Source organism: Akkermansia sp. UBA7090, from assembly GCF_002493465.1.
GTDB classification, from domain to species: domain Bacteria; phylum Verrucomicrobiota; class Verrucomicrobiia; order Verrucomicrobiales; family Akkermansiaceae; genus Akkermansia; species Akkermansia muciniphila_A.
In genome coordinates, this window is sequence record NZ_DKYW01000029.1 from 1 (window position 1) to 15744 (window position 15744).

The 15744-nt window shown below is 52.6% G+C and carries 14 protein-coding genes; 12 read left to right on the forward strand and 2 right to left on the reverse strand.

The window, feature by feature from the left end; all coding sequences use genetic code 11:
• The 12 genes from B3075_RS09680 to B3075_RS09735 all read left to right on the forward strand — a co-directional run.
• Positions 1-634, forward strand: a 634-nt coding sequence (locus B3075_RS09680; RefSeq protein WP_290492081.1) for an RHS repeat domain-containing protein, incomplete at its 5' end; no start/stop codon positions are given.
• A gap of 252 nt (positions 635-886) precedes the next feature.
• Positions 887-1477 (forward strand): hypothetical protein, encoded by a 591-nt coding sequence (locus B3075_RS09685; RefSeq protein WP_094135962.1) that lies wholly within the window; start codon positions 887-889, stop codon positions 1475-1477.
• Between the two features lie 118 nt (positions 1478-1595).
• Positions 1596-1847, forward strand: coding sequence for a hypothetical protein (locus B3075_RS09690; RefSeq protein ID WP_290488390.1), 252 nt, complete (start codon positions 1596-1598; stop codon positions 1845-1847).
• Between the two features lie 247 nt (positions 1848-2094).
• Complete coding sequence (locus B3075_RS09695; RefSeq protein WP_290488389.1) at positions 2095-2265, forward strand: hypothetical protein; 171 nt, start codon at positions 2095-2097, stop codon at positions 2263-2265.
• A gap of 810 nt (positions 2266-3075) precedes the next feature.
• On the forward strand, positions 3076-3267 hold the full coding sequence (locus B3075_RS09700; protein ID WP_290488388.1) for a hypothetical protein: 192 nt from the start codon (positions 3076-3078) through the stop codon (positions 3265-3267).
• 47 nt (positions 3268-3314) lie between these two features.
• Positions 3315-3656: a hypothetical protein gene (locus B3075_RS09705; protein ID WP_290488387.1), complete on the forward strand. Its 342-nt coding sequence runs from the start codon at positions 3315-3317 to the stop codon at positions 3654-3656.
• A 358-nt stretch (positions 3657-4014) separates the two neighbouring features.
• Entirely contained in the window at positions 4015-4596 is a 582-nt protein-coding gene (nuoB, locus tag B3075_RS09710; RefSeq protein ID WP_290488386.1) for an NADH-quinone oxidoreductase subunit NuoB, read from the forward strand.
• Between the two features lie 45 nt (positions 4597-4641).
• On the forward strand, positions 4642-5226 hold the full coding sequence (locus tag B3075_RS09715; protein ID WP_290488385.1) for an NADH-quinone oxidoreductase subunit C: 585 nt from the start codon (positions 4642-4644) through the stop codon (positions 5224-5226).
• A gap of 35 nt (positions 5227-5261) precedes the next feature.
• On the forward strand, positions 5262-6068 hold the full coding sequence (locus tag B3075_RS09720; protein ID WP_290488384.1) for a hypothetical protein: 807 nt from the start codon (positions 5262-5264) through the stop codon (positions 6066-6068).
• Positions 6065-6376 (forward strand): hypothetical protein, encoded by a 312-nt coding sequence (locus B3075_RS09725; RefSeq protein WP_012421181.1) that lies wholly within the window; start codon positions 6065-6067, stop codon positions 6374-6376. The genes B3075_RS09720 and B3075_RS09725 overlap by 4 nt, the downstream gene beginning before the upstream one ends.
• A gap of 12 nt (positions 6377-6388) precedes the next feature.
• Positions 6389-7516 carry an AMP-binding protein gene (locus B3075_RS09730; RefSeq protein ID WP_290488383.1) on the forward strand — a complete coding sequence of 376 codons (1128 nt, stop codon included), beginning with the start codon at positions 6389-6391 and terminating at the stop codon, positions 7514-7516.
• 287 nt (positions 7517-7803) lie between these two features.
• Entirely contained in the window at positions 7804-10584 is a 2781-nt protein-coding gene (locus B3075_RS09735) for a tetratricopeptide repeat protein (protein WP_290488382.1), read from the forward strand.
• 295 nt (positions 10585-10879) lie between these two features.
• Here the strand turns inward: B3075_RS09735 and B3075_RS09740 are convergent, their stop codons facing one another.
• Together B3075_RS09740 and B3075_RS09745 are read right to left on the reverse strand one after the other, a co-directional pair.
• The gene (locus B3075_RS09740; protein ID WP_290488381.1) at positions 10880-14581 is read right to left on the reverse strand and encodes a LamG-like jellyroll fold domain-containing protein; all 3702 of its coding nucleotides are present in this window, start codon (positions 14579-14581) and stop codon (positions 10880-10882) included.
• Between the two features lie 152 nt (positions 14582-14733).
• Positions 14734-15633, reverse strand: a complete 900-nt coding sequence (locus tag B3075_RS09745) for a PEP-CTERM sorting domain-containing protein (protein WP_290492082.1) — start codon at positions 15631-15633, stop codon at positions 14734-14736.
• Positions 15634-15744: the final 111 nt, after the last annotated feature.

The window sequence follows — 15744 nt, forward strand, 5'->3', positions numbered from 1 at the left end:
GGCTTACGATTACTCGCCCTATGGACAGGCGGCTTCCACGGGAGACCTCGTCCAGCCCGTCCAGTGGTCCGCCGAGATGCACGACGAAGAACCCGCTCTGGTTTATTACAATTACCGTTATTACAACCCCAAAGACGGCAGGTGGATCAATCGCGATCCCATCGCTGAAGAAGGAGGATGGAATTTGTACGGGTTTGTTGGGAATGTTTCTGTTATATATGTTGATTATTTAGGTTTTGAAGTTGAAGATGATATTTCTTCTGGATTTTCTGGCCTAGTTCAATGCGAGAGAGATTTCATTCGCAAAGAACTCAAAGCAGGAAAAGTACAAAACAAATTATTAAATAAAATTGGCATATATGATTTTAAAATACGTGTAATTTTGCAGAATAAGAAATGTGTAGGATGCTGTAAAAAGAACGGAAATAAAGGTTTTTCAAAGGCGGTATCATTATCATTTCAAATGGAAGGAGAAGCAGGTTCTGCTGCTTTGAATATTTTTAATCTTGCAGAAATCAGAATAGGATGGTATGGGAGATTAGGAACAACAGGAGGTATATCAGCAAGTTATAGTTCCTGTAGCAATACTGTTTCTGGGGGGGATGTGTTAATGGATATGCGGAACTTGGGTTAATTGCCAAAGCTGCAAGCCGAATAGGTTCCTTAGAAGTTGGTGCTAGAGGGGGGGATTAACTTTAGAGCTTCAGTTTGTGTGACTACTAATTTGGATAAGTTTCAAGTTAAAGGGAGAGGATGTGTATCATTGCGTGCTCGTGTTTGGGCTAGTGCAAAAATTTGGCCTCTTGGGAAAATAGACTATAACCATGAGTGGCAAGACCAGTATTGCTCCCCATGGATTCAATTATTGCAATAATATAGTAACTACATGATTAATAATCAAAATAAGAAGGATATTGACTGGCGAAAACTACAATTTGGTGCGACTTTATTAGATACAAAAGAAAATAAAAGAGTTTTATCCTTAATTGATAATTCTACATATGACACGATAGGTAGACTTCATTACTTCGTAAAAACAGGCAAAGGCGAAGGCAAGATAGGAGAAAATAAAATTAAGATACTTCAAATTGATCCACATTCCTGTTGCATTAATACCACAAAACAAGTATATTGCATATATCGGTCAGATAATGCAAAAATTCGACTTTCCTATAAAGCAAATCAATATATTGATTTTTTTCTTCAAGAAGATTTAAATTTTAGATTCATACGAAAAGTACTAGTATTCGATAATAGAAACCGTCAGTTTGAAGTTCCTATTTCCAGGAATCAAACCATATTGTATTTTTTACGAATGATTATTGGTTTATTATCGTTCGGCCTTTTAAAACAACCAAAAATGCCTATCATTCCACCTTCTTTTGACGCTGATTATGATATGGAGAAAGCTCTTGTATTTGGAGTTATTGCCATACAAATGATCTATTACCCTTTTGATTATGATGACTGGTCATAATACACAGTTAGTAACGGTAGGGTTAAGGTGCGGCCAGGCATTAATCAACACCTCAACGGACATCTAGACGGTTGGCGTACGCGCGACGAGTTTCACCAGCCATGACGGAGCGACCATCGTGGAATGCGGCTACGATTACCAGGGACGAAGGTTCATGAAGAAGGTGACGGTTAACGGCACGGTCGCCAGCCACGAACGCTACCTGTACCGCGGCTATTTGCAGATAGCTGCCCTGGACATGCTCAACAGCCGTAACGTGCTCCGCACGCTGTTGTGGGATCCTCTGGAACCGACAGCCACGCGCCCCCTGGCCCCCGTGCAGGACGCTTCCCTTTACTGTTACGGATATGGGACTTCAACAAGAATGTGACGGAGGCGTTCGATGGAGATGGACGTATCGCGGCGGCTTACGACTACTCGCCCTATGGACAGGCGGCTTCCACGGGCAGTCTCGTCCAGCCCGTCCAGTGGTTCGGCGAGATGCACGACGATGATTTCGCCTTGGTTTATTACAATTACCACTATTACAACCCAAAAGACGGAAGATGATCAATCGTGACCCTATCGCTGAAAAGGGTGATTGAAATTTGTATAGGTTCATCAGCAATAAAATCAACATGGAAATAGACTTATTAGGAAAAGATAGATACATATCGCAGTTAATACCTAATAAAATATTCAGTACTTCATATACATTACATGTAGGGGCTACTGTTGATTTATGGAATAAAGATAAACAAACAGAAATATGGCGTAAAATTGAAATAAAAAAACTGGGATCAATTTAACTAATCCAGAAATCATACCTTATTCCACTGTTGAAGATATAAATATGCTTAAGGAATTCAGCAAGATATAAAATCACTTTCTACGTATAATATATTACAAAGAAATTGTCCAAATTGATTCCATAAGTCTATTTGGTATGAAAAAAAATACAACCGTTCATAAATAATTATGAAAAACGTAAAAGAAATTGTTGAAACAATGATATCATTTGATATCTTCTTTCAAGAAAAAAAATTTAAGAAAAGCAAATCTATTTTCAGCTATATTTTATTTGTATATTTATTTTTTGGATGCATGCTTATTTTACCTGATGACTATAGATTTTTTGTGCTGCCGGGCAAATATGCCAGTAACATTGATGATAAAAATCTCAGATGCATTTTATTTCTATTTTTAGCATACTTGTCATATATTGTATCATTCTTCAGCTGGTACGAATGCATCAAAAAATCAATATCCCTGTTCATCATTGTTTATTTTTTCCCTATGTATGTTATATTCTTTTTATATTGGAATATCTTACTAAATCAAATAATTAAGGCTCATGCTTAGCTGAGAGATTCGTTTTTCAAATTTGTTAAAATGAGTTGGTAGATCCTTATTGTGCCAATGATAAAATCTATATTCCGTTTTTTTGAGATGAATAGGAAATAATGGTAATACACAATCTCGAATTTACTTAATCTTGTTTTAGCAACATTTCAAAAGTTTTCAATGCCGTGAAAAAGTAATAGTTAATTTCTACAAACAAGTGGATTTTCTGTATTAACGGATGATTTATAATATTATTTTGGACTTTAAAATATTATTTGATTATATACCGCGCGGTGAGCTTCACCAGCCAGAATGGAAACACGATTATTGAGTGCGGCTACGATTACCAGGGACGGCGCTACATGAAGAAGGTGACGGTTAACGGCACGGTCACCAGCCATGAACGCTACCTGATACCGCGGCTATTTTCAGATAGCGCCCTGAACTGCCGAACACCGAACAAATAGGATAAACAAAGGAGAGCCATCTATTTCTGTTTATCATAACAAATATCATGCTTGATTTTCTCGTTCTTCTTCTGGATATCCCGTGCCTTCTTGCCGATTTTTCCCCTCGCGCCAAGCATAAGGGAGAATCACTGTACTGGCGTTTCATGGGGATTTTTTTGCTGGCGGCAGAACTGGCCATTCTATTTTTATGGGATATTACGGAAAGCATGTCCGCTCTTGCAACCTGTATCACTCTGGGCCTCTGGCTGATCGCTCATCTCTCCATCCGCGCCTTCAGGAACAGGAAAAACGTAAACGGCCCCTCCGTCCTTTCCGCTCCGCCATTTTCTTCACAGGCACCACAAAGAAATGAAGCTCCGGCCCCGCATCCCCTGGAAAGAAAATAGCTATATAATATATTTATTTTCAATAATTTTCAAATATATTTCCGACTTTTTGTCATACAATTTTCTTCTTTTTGAACGGATGTTCCTGTTCGGGACTCTAACCTGCATCAGCAACAAACCGGGCGACGGGAGGTAGAGAGACCGCCGCCCATTATGGGGAGTTCTGAGTTTCATAGGTAATATAGTTGGATAAAAAACCCGCACGGGGGAAACCCTGTGCGGGTTTATTCATCCCCCCTCCCGTGAGGCCGGAAAACAGGGCCGGAACAAGCCGCAGAAAATCATGGCTGAACCAAATTAAGGCTTGAGAGTTGAAGGCATCTCGCTAATCTGACTTCAGCAAGAATCATCTGTTATCATGGTCACCACGAACGAACCGAATATTTACGAAACGGGAGTACTGGACTCCAATGCGGAAGGCAATTTTGTCTATACCACCCTGGACGCCGCCATCAACTGGATTCGTAAAAATTCCCTCTGGCCCATGCCGATGGGGCTTTCCTGCTGCGCCATTGAATTCATGGCCGTGGCCTGTTCCCGGTATGACCTTTCCCGCTTCGGCTCGGAAGTGACGCGTTTTTCCCCCCGCCAGGCGGACGTGATGATTGTAGCCGGCACCGTCACTTATAAAATGGCCCTGGCCGTCCGCCGCATCTGGGACCAGATGCCGGAACCCAAGTGGTGCATCGCCATGGGCGCGTGCGCTTCCACCGGCGGCATGTTCCGCTCCTATTCCGTGCTCCAGGGCGTGGACAAGATTCTCCCCGTGGACGTTTACATCTCCGGCTGCCCGCCCCGTCCGGAGGCTATTCTGGAAGCCCTGCTTACCCTGCGCAACAAGATGGATACCCAGCAGCCCGCACGCACCTTCTTCAAGAAGGAAGAGCCTCGCGAAGCCAACGCTCCCGTTCCGGTCAACACGGAAATGCCTCTTGAGTAAGTTTTTCCAACGTTTCTTCCATTCCACTTTTACCATTTTTTCTCCATGCTTTCTCTAGAATCACAGATTAAAACCGCCGCAGACAACGCCCAAAATCGCTTTGGGAAAGACGTCATCACGGAACGCTATGAATTCCGCGGAGATATTACGCTGACCGTCGCGCGCCAGGCTGTGGCGGATGTTGTCCGCTGGCTGCGGGATTCCGCCGGGTTTGATATGCTGGTTAACCTTTCTTCCGTGGACAATATGGGGGAAAGCCCCCGCTTTGAAGTCAACTACACGCTGACGCAGTCGGAAACAGGCGCGAACCTGAGCCTCAAGACGAAGGTGGACGACGGCGAAGAAGTGCCCAGCGTCACGGAAATTTTCCAGTCCGCCAACTGGCACGAACGTGAAGCATGGGACCTGATGGGCATCAGGTTCTCAGGCCATCCTGATTTGCGCCGCATTTTGATGTGGGAAGGCTATCCTTACTTCCCCCTGCGAAAGGATTTCCCCGTTCAAGGCGTACCTACTGAACTGCCGGGCGTCGCCTTTACGGAGGCGGCTCCCACCCAGGGAGCGCCGTTCGCTACGGAACAAGGCCGCTGCCCCAGCGCCTGCCGCGAACCCCGGTCCCATAAATTCTAGCCCATTTTCCAGCCCCGCAAGGCGGGGTCCCACCCATGACCCGACTCCCCTTCATCCTGCCCATATGCATCATCAGCCTGCTCAGCGGCTGCCAGGACGCCAACCCGGCAGAACGGGAATGGAAGGAGCAGTTATATAAAAACCTGGCCATCGTGGGGGCCAGAAACTGGATTGTCATTGCGGAATCCTCCTTTCCCGCCTACACGGGAACCGGCATCAGAACCATGGTTTCCGACAAAACGTCGGACGAAGTGCTTCTGGATGTGCTGAATATGCTGGAGGAGGAAGCCCACGTGGTGCCCCGCATCATGATCAGCTCGGAGCTGCGCAGCGTTACGGAGGATTATGCTCCCGGCATTAAGCGTTACCGCAACAATATCAATAAAATGCTTCCTGGGCGCCAGCATTTTGAACTGATGAGCCGCACGATCAATTCCCTGATCGAAGACGCGGCCAGGCAGTTCAACGTGCTGGTCATTAAAACCAAGACATCCCTGCCTTATTCCAATATTTATATAGAACTGGATTCCGGATACTGGAATTCGGAATCGGAAACAGCGCTCCGCAAGTCCCTGGAAGCCAGGGACGCCGCCAACCGCCGCGCGGCCCAGGACAGAGTGCTGGACGTGCCCCTGGTTCCGGGAGCCGCGCCCGCGCCACAGGGCGTCAAGGAGAACCCGCCATTGCCAGGAGCCCCCGCCTCGCCCACGGACAATCTGCCGGAGCTCCCGCGGGAAAACCGCCAACCGGCTTCCCCCTCCGGAAACAAGGCGCCCGGCGAGCCTCCGCCTCCCATCAGGGATCCTCTGGGAGGGAAAACCGCCATTGCCAGATTTTCATGAACCATCATATGGACAAGGCTACAGAAGAACGCCTCCGTGCGGAGGCATGGGTAGGGGACGCCATTCTGGCGTTGTATGTCAGGGAATGGATTCTGGCGGAGGAAGGAGCAATCAACGGCAAGCTTTTCGTAGAATTCACCAGCAATGATTTTCTGCGCCGCACCGGCAACGCCACAGGCGTGGAAGCGGAGATAGGCCGCACTTTCAAAGCGGGCGGCCTGGAAGCAGCTTATGCATGGATTGAACACCATTTGAAGCCCCGCATGGAAGAACGCTGGCACACCCTGCGCAGAAAGGCCCTCCGGTAAACTGCCGCCGCCATGCCCGCCTCCGGAACACCCCTGCCCTGGGACCGTGGCAACGGCCCTTGCGTGATGGCCCCGCCCCATTTGAGAGGCTGGGCGGAAGAGGCCGCCGCCTTTCTTTCCCGCCAGGGCATGGATGGAATCACGGCTTTCGCCACCTCCGGCTCTTCCGGTTCGCCTCCCAAAGCTATTTTATTCACCCGCCGCGCTCTGGACATATGCGCGCGCGGGGCATTGGAACATCTGCATGCGGAAAACGGAGACTGGTGCTGTCCGCTGCCTGTCTGGCATGTGGGGGGCGCCATGATTTATCTGCGCGCGGCCCTGGCCGGAACCGCCGTCCATACGCTCCGCGGTAAGTGGCGCCCGCAGGCCTATGCCGACCTGATGAGAAGCTCAGGAGCCAGATGGTCCTCCCTGGTTCCCACGCAGGTAGTGGATCTGGTCCGCCTCGGCCTCCGAGCGCCTTCCACCGCCGAGTGCATTATCGTAGGCGGCGGCGCGCTGGATGCGGAGACGGGACGGAAAGCGCGCACCCTTGGCTGGCCTGTAGTGCAGAGCTACGGCATGACGGAAGCCGGCTCCCAATTAGCCACGGCCCTTCCCGGAAATTCCTACCATACGGACCGCCTCTCCCTTCTGCCCCATTGGGAAGTTCAGACGGACGAAAAGGGCCTCCTGCGCTTCCAGGGGGAAGGAAAATTGTCTGGCCGTCTGCTGACGCAGCCCCATGGAGGGTTTCTCCTGGAACGGGTCGCTCCGCAGGAGTGGTGGAGCACCCGCGACCTGGTACGCCTGGAAGGACGTTTGCTGACCTTTCTGCGCCGGGCGGACAGACTTGTCAAAGTTTTGGGGGAACTGGTGGATCCGGATGCCGTCCAGGACGTTTTGCGCCGCAGCGTTCCGGAGGCTGTCGTGGAGGCAGTTCCACATCCGCGCGCCGGAATGGAACTGGTTGCCTGCGGTCCTTCCGCAGCCCTTCTGGAGCAGGCCTGCCGCGCATGGAATGCGGCGGCCCCAGGCCCCCAGCGCATCCGCGCCGTCATGGAAACGCCCATCCCTCTCACAGTTATGGGAAAGCTGGACAGAAACCGGCTGCGTTCCCAGTTGAGCGATCATCCGGAACAACTGAGGAAAATTTAATAAAAGGCCATTTTCCGGGGATATTCATCAAAAGAATCCGAACCGGACGGAAGTAAGAAATACGGCGGGCTTGGAATCCCTCATCCCTTTGTCTACTTCATTCATCCTGTCTCCCGGAAAGCCATTTCCTCCGCCTTGCGGGCTTCCGCATACATCTCCGGGACCTCCCTGTCCGACTCCATTTATTTTCTTAAAAAAAGAACGTGACATGACCAATAATTAAACATTCAGACACGTGAAAAACGCTTGTAGGGCAGAGGTTTTTCCTGCTAGAAAAGAGTTGATCCATGCGAGCCCGTCTTTTGCTTATTCCCTTTATTTTTTCCGGTCCGGCTTATGGCCAGGACATTCCATCCGCCACAGCGGCAAATCCTCCCGGGCAGGTGGAATACGTTCCGGTCCGGGACCTTTCCCAACTGCCTATGGACGGCGGCTGGACGTACGGGGAAGTGCTGGACAAAGCCGCTGCAGGAGACTTTCGGGCCAATATGCTGGCCGGGGAATACTGGATGGGTCTTTATTACCTGAACCGGGGAGACCTGCCGCTGGCCTGCCTGGAACATATGCAGCATTTTTTCCGTAACGCGGCCACGGCATCCGGCCATCCGGCTCCCAAGCTCATGATGACGGATCCTTACGGGATTTTCGGGATTTTCAAGGCGCACCCCATGCAGCCGGAACACGCGGAATGGCTGGCTGGCTGCCGCAAGCTTGCGGAAAAGGGAGACATGGACGCCATCACGGCCCTGTACACCGTCACGGATCTTCCGGAAGCCGAGTTGAGGCGCTACCTGGCCCCCCTGGAAAAGAAAGCAGCTTCCGGCGATCAGGATTCTCTGGCCCAGCTCGCTTTCATCAAAGTGGACTGGCTGAAGGAAGACCCCGCCAAAGTTATCGAGCCCCTGAAGAAATACCGGAAAAACGCCAAACCGGTTCTTCTGGCGCGGACAGGGGAACTGGCCCTTGCCCTGGACGGCGGCCCTTCCGGCACCGGTAAGGACGGCAGGGAATGGAGGGACACGGCCATTCAATTCCTTTCCCTGGCTGCGGAAAAGGGGCACGCGGGAGCCATGCGGCTTCTGGCGGAAATGACGAAGGAGACCACCCCGGCACAGGCCGGAAAGCTCTTGGCGGAACTGCGCTCCAGAGGGGATCTTGAAACCCTGCTGGCAGACCTTTCCGCCGGCATGAAGGGAAAAACGGGTGGAGGGAAAAGCTCATCTCTCCAGCCTCTGTTTGATCAGGCCAGGAAACTGGGCAGCAATAACGCCTTCGCCTGGTACGCCCAGTTGATTTCCGAAGCGCGGCCCCCGCAGGAACGGGAGCTGCGCAAAGCGGCCCTGGATCTGCTGTCCCTTCATGACGAACGGGGCATGCCATACCTGAAGGAACCGCTTTCCTTTCCCCCAAAAAAACTCCACCAGCTTCCCCCCTACGCCAAGACGCATAAGGAGCTTGAGCTGGCCTCCCAGCTGGGAGACGCAGATTCCAGCGTACAGTTGGGCGAGCTGTGGAAGGAGGAACTGGCCAATACACAGGATTCCGTAGGGAAGGCCCACGAAGCGCGGGAAAATATGCGCGTATGGTACAGGCAGGCGGCGGAGGAAGGCCATCCCCTGGCCAGGCTGCGCCTGGCCCAGATGGGAAACCCGGACTTAATGGACAAACCGTCCGCAGAACCCGCCAGAACGCTGTTGAATGATTGCCTGGCAAAAGCCGCCGCAGGAGATTTTATCACGCTGAAAGGAATTTCCGAATACGCCACGCCGGAACAGTGGGAACAGCTGACTGCCGCCCTCCGCAAAAAAGCTCAGGGGGGGGACGCCCGCAGCCAGGCAGACTTGGCATACCTGATGTTATTCAGTTACAGGAGCGAAGAATCCGGATATCCGGAAGCCCTGGCCTGGGCCCGCCTTTCCGCCGGACAGGGAGATCCCTGCGGCATGTACGTGCTCGGCCGCGCCCTCATTTATGAATTCGGCCTGGAAAAACGCATGGCCGAGGGGGATTCCTGGATGTTCCGGGGAGCCTTGAAAGGCCATGTGGACGCGGCGGACATGTGGAGTTCCAATAATGAAAACCTACAGCCTTACAGCGCCATGATGCACGGTTTGGCGGCACGGGGACATATTCCTTCCCTTCTTTTCCTGGCCAACCAGGCAGCCTATCCCCAGAATACGGGGGAGACGGCGGTCCTGGGCAACGGTTCCCCTTCCGCCTACCAGCAGGTCAAGCTGACCCTGAACGGCGGGGACGCCAGCACTCCGCCGTGGCTCCGGAAGCCGGAACAGAAAGGTAAGGAGGAAGATGCTCAAGCGGATGCCGGAGCCGTTCCTCCCTGGATGACCCCGTCCGGCAGGGAACGCCAGGCCCCGGCCCCGAAAACCATCAATCCGGAAGCCGTGAAATTCTGGGAACAGGCCGTGGAACTCGGCAGCCTGACAGCTCTGGACGAGCTGGCCAATTATTATGAAACCGTGGCCGGGAATGTTCAGGAGCCTGCGGAACGGCAGCAGCTCCTGGCCTCTGCCATGACGGCGGCCACCGCCCTGGTGAAAAAGGAGGACGTACGCGGATTCAAGAGGCTGGCCCGCTATTACGAACTGGGCATCGGCGTGCAGCCGAACAGGGAGCTGCACAAGGATTATGTGCTGAAAGCCGCGGAAACCAGAGACCCGGAGGCTCTGGTGGAGAAAGCTCGCCTGCTCATCAAGGGAGAGGATATGGAGCCGGATCCGAAAATGGCGCTGAACATTCTGACCGACCTGGAACAGAACCAGAAGCATGCGGTGTCCGGCATGCATTTCCTGCTCGGCTACTTGCATGAAGAAGGTCTCGGCACCCCGCAGGATATGGCCCTGGCCTATCAGTTTTACGTCAAGGGTGCGGAACAGGACGACGCCAAGTGCATGAACAACCTGGGGTCCATGTATGAACGGGGAACCGGCGTAGCCAAGGACTTGTCTGAAGCCCGAAAGTGGTATGAACGGGCGGCGGAGCTGGGTAATGAAGACGCCCTCGCCAATGTGGAGCGGGTGAGGGAAAAACTCAACATGAAGAAAAAATAGACTCCTTTCCCGCTCCGGGAATACCACGGAAGGGCGGTGGAGCACAAAGCTTTGGCCGAAGATTTTCCTGCAGCCAGCAGAAAAACGCGCAAAGCGGGCGCGATTTTTTTAAGCGGCCCTTCTTGTTTCAAGGTAAGCAAATGCCTTTGAAATTCGCGCGTCTTTACAAATAGCCGTCCGTCGCGGCACGGATACGAGAAACGCCTTCATCCGGGCCATGCCGCGCCGGGCCGGGAGGGCTCTCTCCAAAAACGGAAGCAAGAACGGAAGTTTTTCAGAAAAGGCGTACCCGAAGTTATTCCCGCGTCACTTTCAACCGCAGAAACCGGCGTTCCATCCCGCTTTCCCGTACGGATTCCGCATCCCGAAATTCGGCGGCCGTCTTTCCGGCGGTTTCCACTTCTCCCAGGGAAATCCAGTCGGCCAAGTCCGTGGAGGCTTCCACCTCATGCTTCACGTCCGTCGCCTGCGGATTCACAGGCCAGCGCAGCACCAGATGCATGCATCCGTCATCTCCCTCTTCCAATGTTACTTTCGTAACGCTCCCGCAGGGTTTCAGCGGATCCTGCCCCGTGGCGTATTTCATCAGGTTGGTGATGCCATCCCCGGCAGGAACGGCATCCATAGCCGTCCGGTCCGCGGCAGCATCCGGCGGGAAGGAGTCCTGCACCCACTTGTCGTAGCCCGTCAGTTCGGCGCCATCCTGCGTTATGGTGACGGAGCATTCCTGTTTGTCGGAAGAACGGAAGATTACCGTTCCGGACCGTTCGGCGGCGGATTTGTTTTCCGCTGCCGTCAACATGACCGTAGTACGGCCGATCCCCGAAACGGCGGAGGCGGAAATCCAGTCCGGACAGTCTGCAACCACCCAGCCCAGAGTTTCCTCTTCCGACTGCACTTCCACCGCCACGGCGCCGCCCCCGGCAGGGATGGTTTCCCCAGCAGAAGAAAGGGCAAAGGGGCTCGGCGTATCAGGATAAGCGGTGGAGGAAACATAACGGTTGGCGGCCCGGAGCAGGCAACATTCGTCAAAGTAGTCGTTCTTCCCGGAGGAATCCGCCACATCCATTCCCAAATCCCAGTACATGAATCCGGCCACTTGCTGTTCACTGATGTACCGGGCCTTTTTCCTGATCGTATCCACACCGTTGAAGTGCAGCGTCTTCACTTTGCCTCCGCCGTAATTGAAGCTGGCGGAGTCCAGGGAAGAGTCTTGCCTCACACCGGCGCAGGTTGAAACAATATCCCGGTAAGCGCGAATATCGGCGCCCTGCCCCGCTCCCGGAGTTCCCTGGAACGGCGCGCTGAGCATGATCTTGGAGTCCGGATACCCCCATGAACGGTACGCTCCGCACGCGGAAACCATGCTGTTGTATCCGTTTACGTCAATTTGGGGCCCATAGTTCTGGAAGGTGAAGTAATCCACATACTGCATATAGGCCACAGGAAATTTATAATAGTAAGTATGCAGGGAAATGGTAAAGAACATGTCCGGAGAGTCTGTCCGGATGGCTTTTGCCAGTTCTCCGTAATTCCTCCAGGCGGCCGTGTTGTTCTGCTCAATCCATTCAAAATCCAGGTCCAGCCCGTCCAGTTGATGCTTGCGGACAACTTCCGCCACATTTTCGGCAAAAGCCGCACGGGCATTCGCGTCAGACAGCATAGCGGACCAGTTCCCGCCGGATATCCCCAGACGTATCCGCATGCCGGAAACGCCTTTAGTCAGCCTGCGGAGAATACGCACATGCTCCACCCAGGAAGCTGTATCATGACCAAACTGGTCACTTGTCCCCCAGCGGCCCATCAGCAGCCTGTCTCCCCAGCTATGCTGCACAGCCGTACCAAGCCGGGCCGTCGCACGGGCCTCATGCCACACGCGCATTTCATCAATCCTGCCGTCCAAATCCCTTCCTATGACCGCATTGGCGGTTCCTTCCATTTCCCCCGCATCCGCGGCGGCCGTGCTCACGGCATTCCCGTTCACATAAAAGGATGCCGTACCCGCGGAAGAATTTCTGACGAAGGCCAGCCAGAAATACCTGCCGGCCTCCACAGGAGGCAGATCCGCCACCCAGGCTTTATCCGTCCCTGTCTGGATACGAGCCTGATAATGGCCTTCCTTCCATTCCAGCCTCATGGAAACGTTGTCATTTTCAAACAGCACCGCCTCCTGACCGTCTCCGTCCAAAGCCATGCGGACTTCCACGGTGAACGCTCCGGAGCTGCCGGCGCCCAGCAAACCTCCGCCCACGTTCATATAAGCCCCCTGTCCGGAGAAGTCCAGGACATTGGAACATTCTCCGTCAGACGGCAGCAAAACCACACCGGAGCTTTCCGTCACGTCATTGTCCGGATATTGAAAATTGAGAGAGCCATTCGCGGCCGGCGTGACGGAATTGATGTAGATTAAATCGGAATTGTTGATGAGGTGCGCGCGCGACGGCCAGTCATAAATGACATGTACATTTCTTACATATGCCGTCACCAGCATGTAGCGAAACGTTTCATTATCCGTAACGATGGAGAATTCAGCCCCTTCAGGGGCAACCGCCTGGTAAGGGCGCACAAAGGCGCTGCCTGTTTTTTCCGAGAATTCCGTCCACTTGGCATCACGGAAATCCCCATCCAGACGCCAGCAGCCCACCAGATTCCCATACCTGGGATGAGACAGGGACAACGGGCCGTTCATGAAGAAGTCATCTTCCTCCCCGCCCAGGGCTGTGTTCCAGAAACGCAGTTCATCCAGAGCCCCCTTGAACCCCGCTTCCAGCACAATCCCCTTCCAGCCTGATTTCATGGCCTGCAAGTAAGGCGTCCGAGGCGAGGAAACAGCCAACCGACCATCCACATACAGACAGACATCCTCCACTCCCACGGAAACGGCCACATGGTGCCACGCTCCCGCAGCCAATTCCTCCCCGGCTGCTTTCACGGAAGCGACGGAATCCCCATCTGGAGCAGACAGAGCCAGGAAACCGTGATCCAGGGAAACACACGCATTCCCCAAAGAGATGATTTTTCCCGTGACGGCGTCATCATTGGGCCTGACCCAGAATTCGCAGGTTAACTGGTTTTCAGCCGTCCATGTGGAGGACGGCACAGGCAAAGCAAGAGAAGAAGGCAAAAAAATGAGCGCCTTGTTGTGCAAGACGCTGACAGGCCGGGGCTCCGGAACTTCCGGAGCCGGGGAATCATCCGTGCTGACAGTAACGGCATTTAATTCCATGCGGCCGGAAGCACTGCTGTTCGCCACCTTGGTCACGTCAAACACCAGCCTGCCCTGTTCATCTGCGCAGGCCTTCCACTCCACCGCCAGATAGGCGTCTTGTCCCGATGAATTGGAAAGACCGGAAAACCGGTTCCCGGAAAGATTCCCCATGGAGCTTTGGAGCCCCCGTACGCTCACCAGAGATCCGCTGACCAGCGTTATGGATTCATAAGCAGGCGCATTGTGCCCGCAGAAGAAAGATACCGCATATTCCTTGCCCGCCTGGAATCCGGAGAAGGAAAGTCTTGCCGTAGCGGAAGCGGCCGACATTCCGTTGGCGCTCAGTCGCATGCTCGTATTGAAAGCTTCGCAGCCTTTGGGAAATTCAAAAGCAGACGGCGCGTCAGCGTTCGTACCGTTGTGCCGGTGTTTCCCTCCTTCATACCAGGTATACCGGGTGTTGGGTTCCGCCAGAGTATAAGAACCGCCAGAACTGCATTTAGCGGAGACGGTCAGGGAAACCATCCTGCCGAACAAGGCTCCCACCGCCACAGACGATGAAGAAGACGCCGCACCATTTCTGATTAACGGAACGGCGACAAATACATTGGCGCCACCCGACGCTGTTGCCGGCATGGTTACATTGGTCCAGCCCTCCTGTGCCGTCCCGGAACCATTGCCCAGGTCCACGCCGAAGCCGGCTGTCTCCGCCGCCTGCAAAACACAGACGCCTCCCGCAAAAAACGCTGTCAGCAAATAGGCTGCACTCTTGAAAAACGCCTTAACCATAAATACCGTCCGCCATTTTATCCGATCCTGTCCATCAATCCAGCAAAAAACCGTGTGGAAAGCGGATAAAAAAGGAGGGGATGATTCATCCCCTCCTTTCACAAAACCGGCTTTGACACAGTCTGCCCGGCTAAATCACTTGTCCGCCTCCATCAATCCCTGCGGCGGCGCAGAAGAAGAACTCCCAAACCAAGGAGCCCAAGGGATGCCGTAGCCGGTTCCGGAACAACTTCCCCGGAAAGACTGATATTGGTAATGTCAGCGGCCATACCGGCACCAGCCCCTAATGACGAAGTCTCCATAGAATTGAATATCAACCCATAAGATGAATAATTCCCCGCTCCGCTCAAATCCAGGTCAACGGAAACGGAAGTTGGGCTGCTCGTCAGGGCCGTCTTGGCGTTTTCCAGCGTCCAAGTCCCTATGACTGAGGATGTTCCATCATCCGAGAAACCATAGACATTACAAATGTATTTGCATTCAAAAGACCCAAGAGAACCTCCCCAAGAAGCGCTTTTGGAAATGTCAAAAGACAAAGTTGCAGAATCCGTCCCGGACGGCATCTCAAATTTGAGTCCGGCAAAATTTCCCCCCGCATTATTGGATGCCACAGCTCCAATTTGCAGCTTGAGGGTTCCTGCTTCAAACCCCACCTGACCATTCAAGGAACTGTTTTCCCAAGTTCCGTGCCATTCCTGAACATTGTAACCGAAGACATCTTGAGGAGAAATCCCGGAAGAGGAAACACCCGTGGTTCCTGCCCCTGTTGGAGACAGGTCAACGGAAAATGAAGCAGCATTAGCCATGGAGGCCAAGGCCAAAACCGCCAAGAGAGATAATGTTTTTCTCATAACGGTATGTGTCATACCGAATTTGGAATCCGGCGTCAACGTAAAATTATAAAATGGGAAAAGCGTAAACCTGTTACCGTATTTTTCCCTCCAGTCCTGACCGGAGGACAAGACAAATTTTCCCTCTCCATTTTTTATGAACACGCAGGAAAGAAAACGATATCCCGCTTCATCCTCCTTTCGTGAAGATAGATTTTTCAAATTAATTATTAAGGCATTACATATATAGCTAATAGAAATCCCGATAATCGGAACATTTTTTGCTACAAAAATATCCTATCTCTTGCATTTGCGCCGCGGATTCCAAATTCG

Coding starts and splice junctions, on each gene's coding strand:
- B3075_RS09685 (WP_094135962.1), top strand. CDS start 887: ATGATTAATAATCAAAATAAGAAGGATATTGACTGGCGAAAACTACAA.
- B3075_RS09695 (WP_290488389.1), top strand. CDS start 2,095: ATGGAAATAGACTTATTAGGAAAAGATAGATACATATCGCAGTTAATA.
- B3075_RS09705 (WP_290488387.1), top strand. CDS start 3,315: ATGCTTGATTTTCTCGTTCTTCTTCTGGATATCCCGTGCCTTCTTGCC.
- nuoB (WP_290488386.1), top strand. CDS start 4,015: ATGGTCACCACGAACGAACCGAATATTTACGAAACGGGAGTACTGGAC.
- B3075_RS09715 (WP_290488385.1), top strand. CDS start 4,642: ATGCTTTCTCTAGAATCACAGATTAAAACCGCCGCAGACAACGCCCAA.
- B3075_RS09720 (WP_290488384.1), top strand. CDS start 5,262: ATGACCCGACTCCCCTTCATCCTGCCCATATGCATCATCAGCCTGCTC.
- B3075_RS09725 (WP_012421181.1), top strand. CDS start 6,065: ATGAACCATCATATGGACAAGGCTACAGAAGAACGCCTCCGTGCGGAG.
- B3075_RS09730 (WP_290488383.1), top strand. CDS start 6,389: ATGCCCGCCTCCGGAACACCCCTGCCCTGGGACCGTGGCAACGGCCCT.
- B3075_RS09735 (WP_290488382.1), top strand. CDS start 7,804: ATGCGAGCCCGTCTTTTGCTTATTCCCTTTATTTTTTCCGGTCCGGCT.
- B3075_RS09740 (WP_290488381.1), bottom strand. CDS start 14,581: ATGGTTAAGGCGTTTTTCAAGAGTGCAGCCTATTTGCTGACAGCGTTT.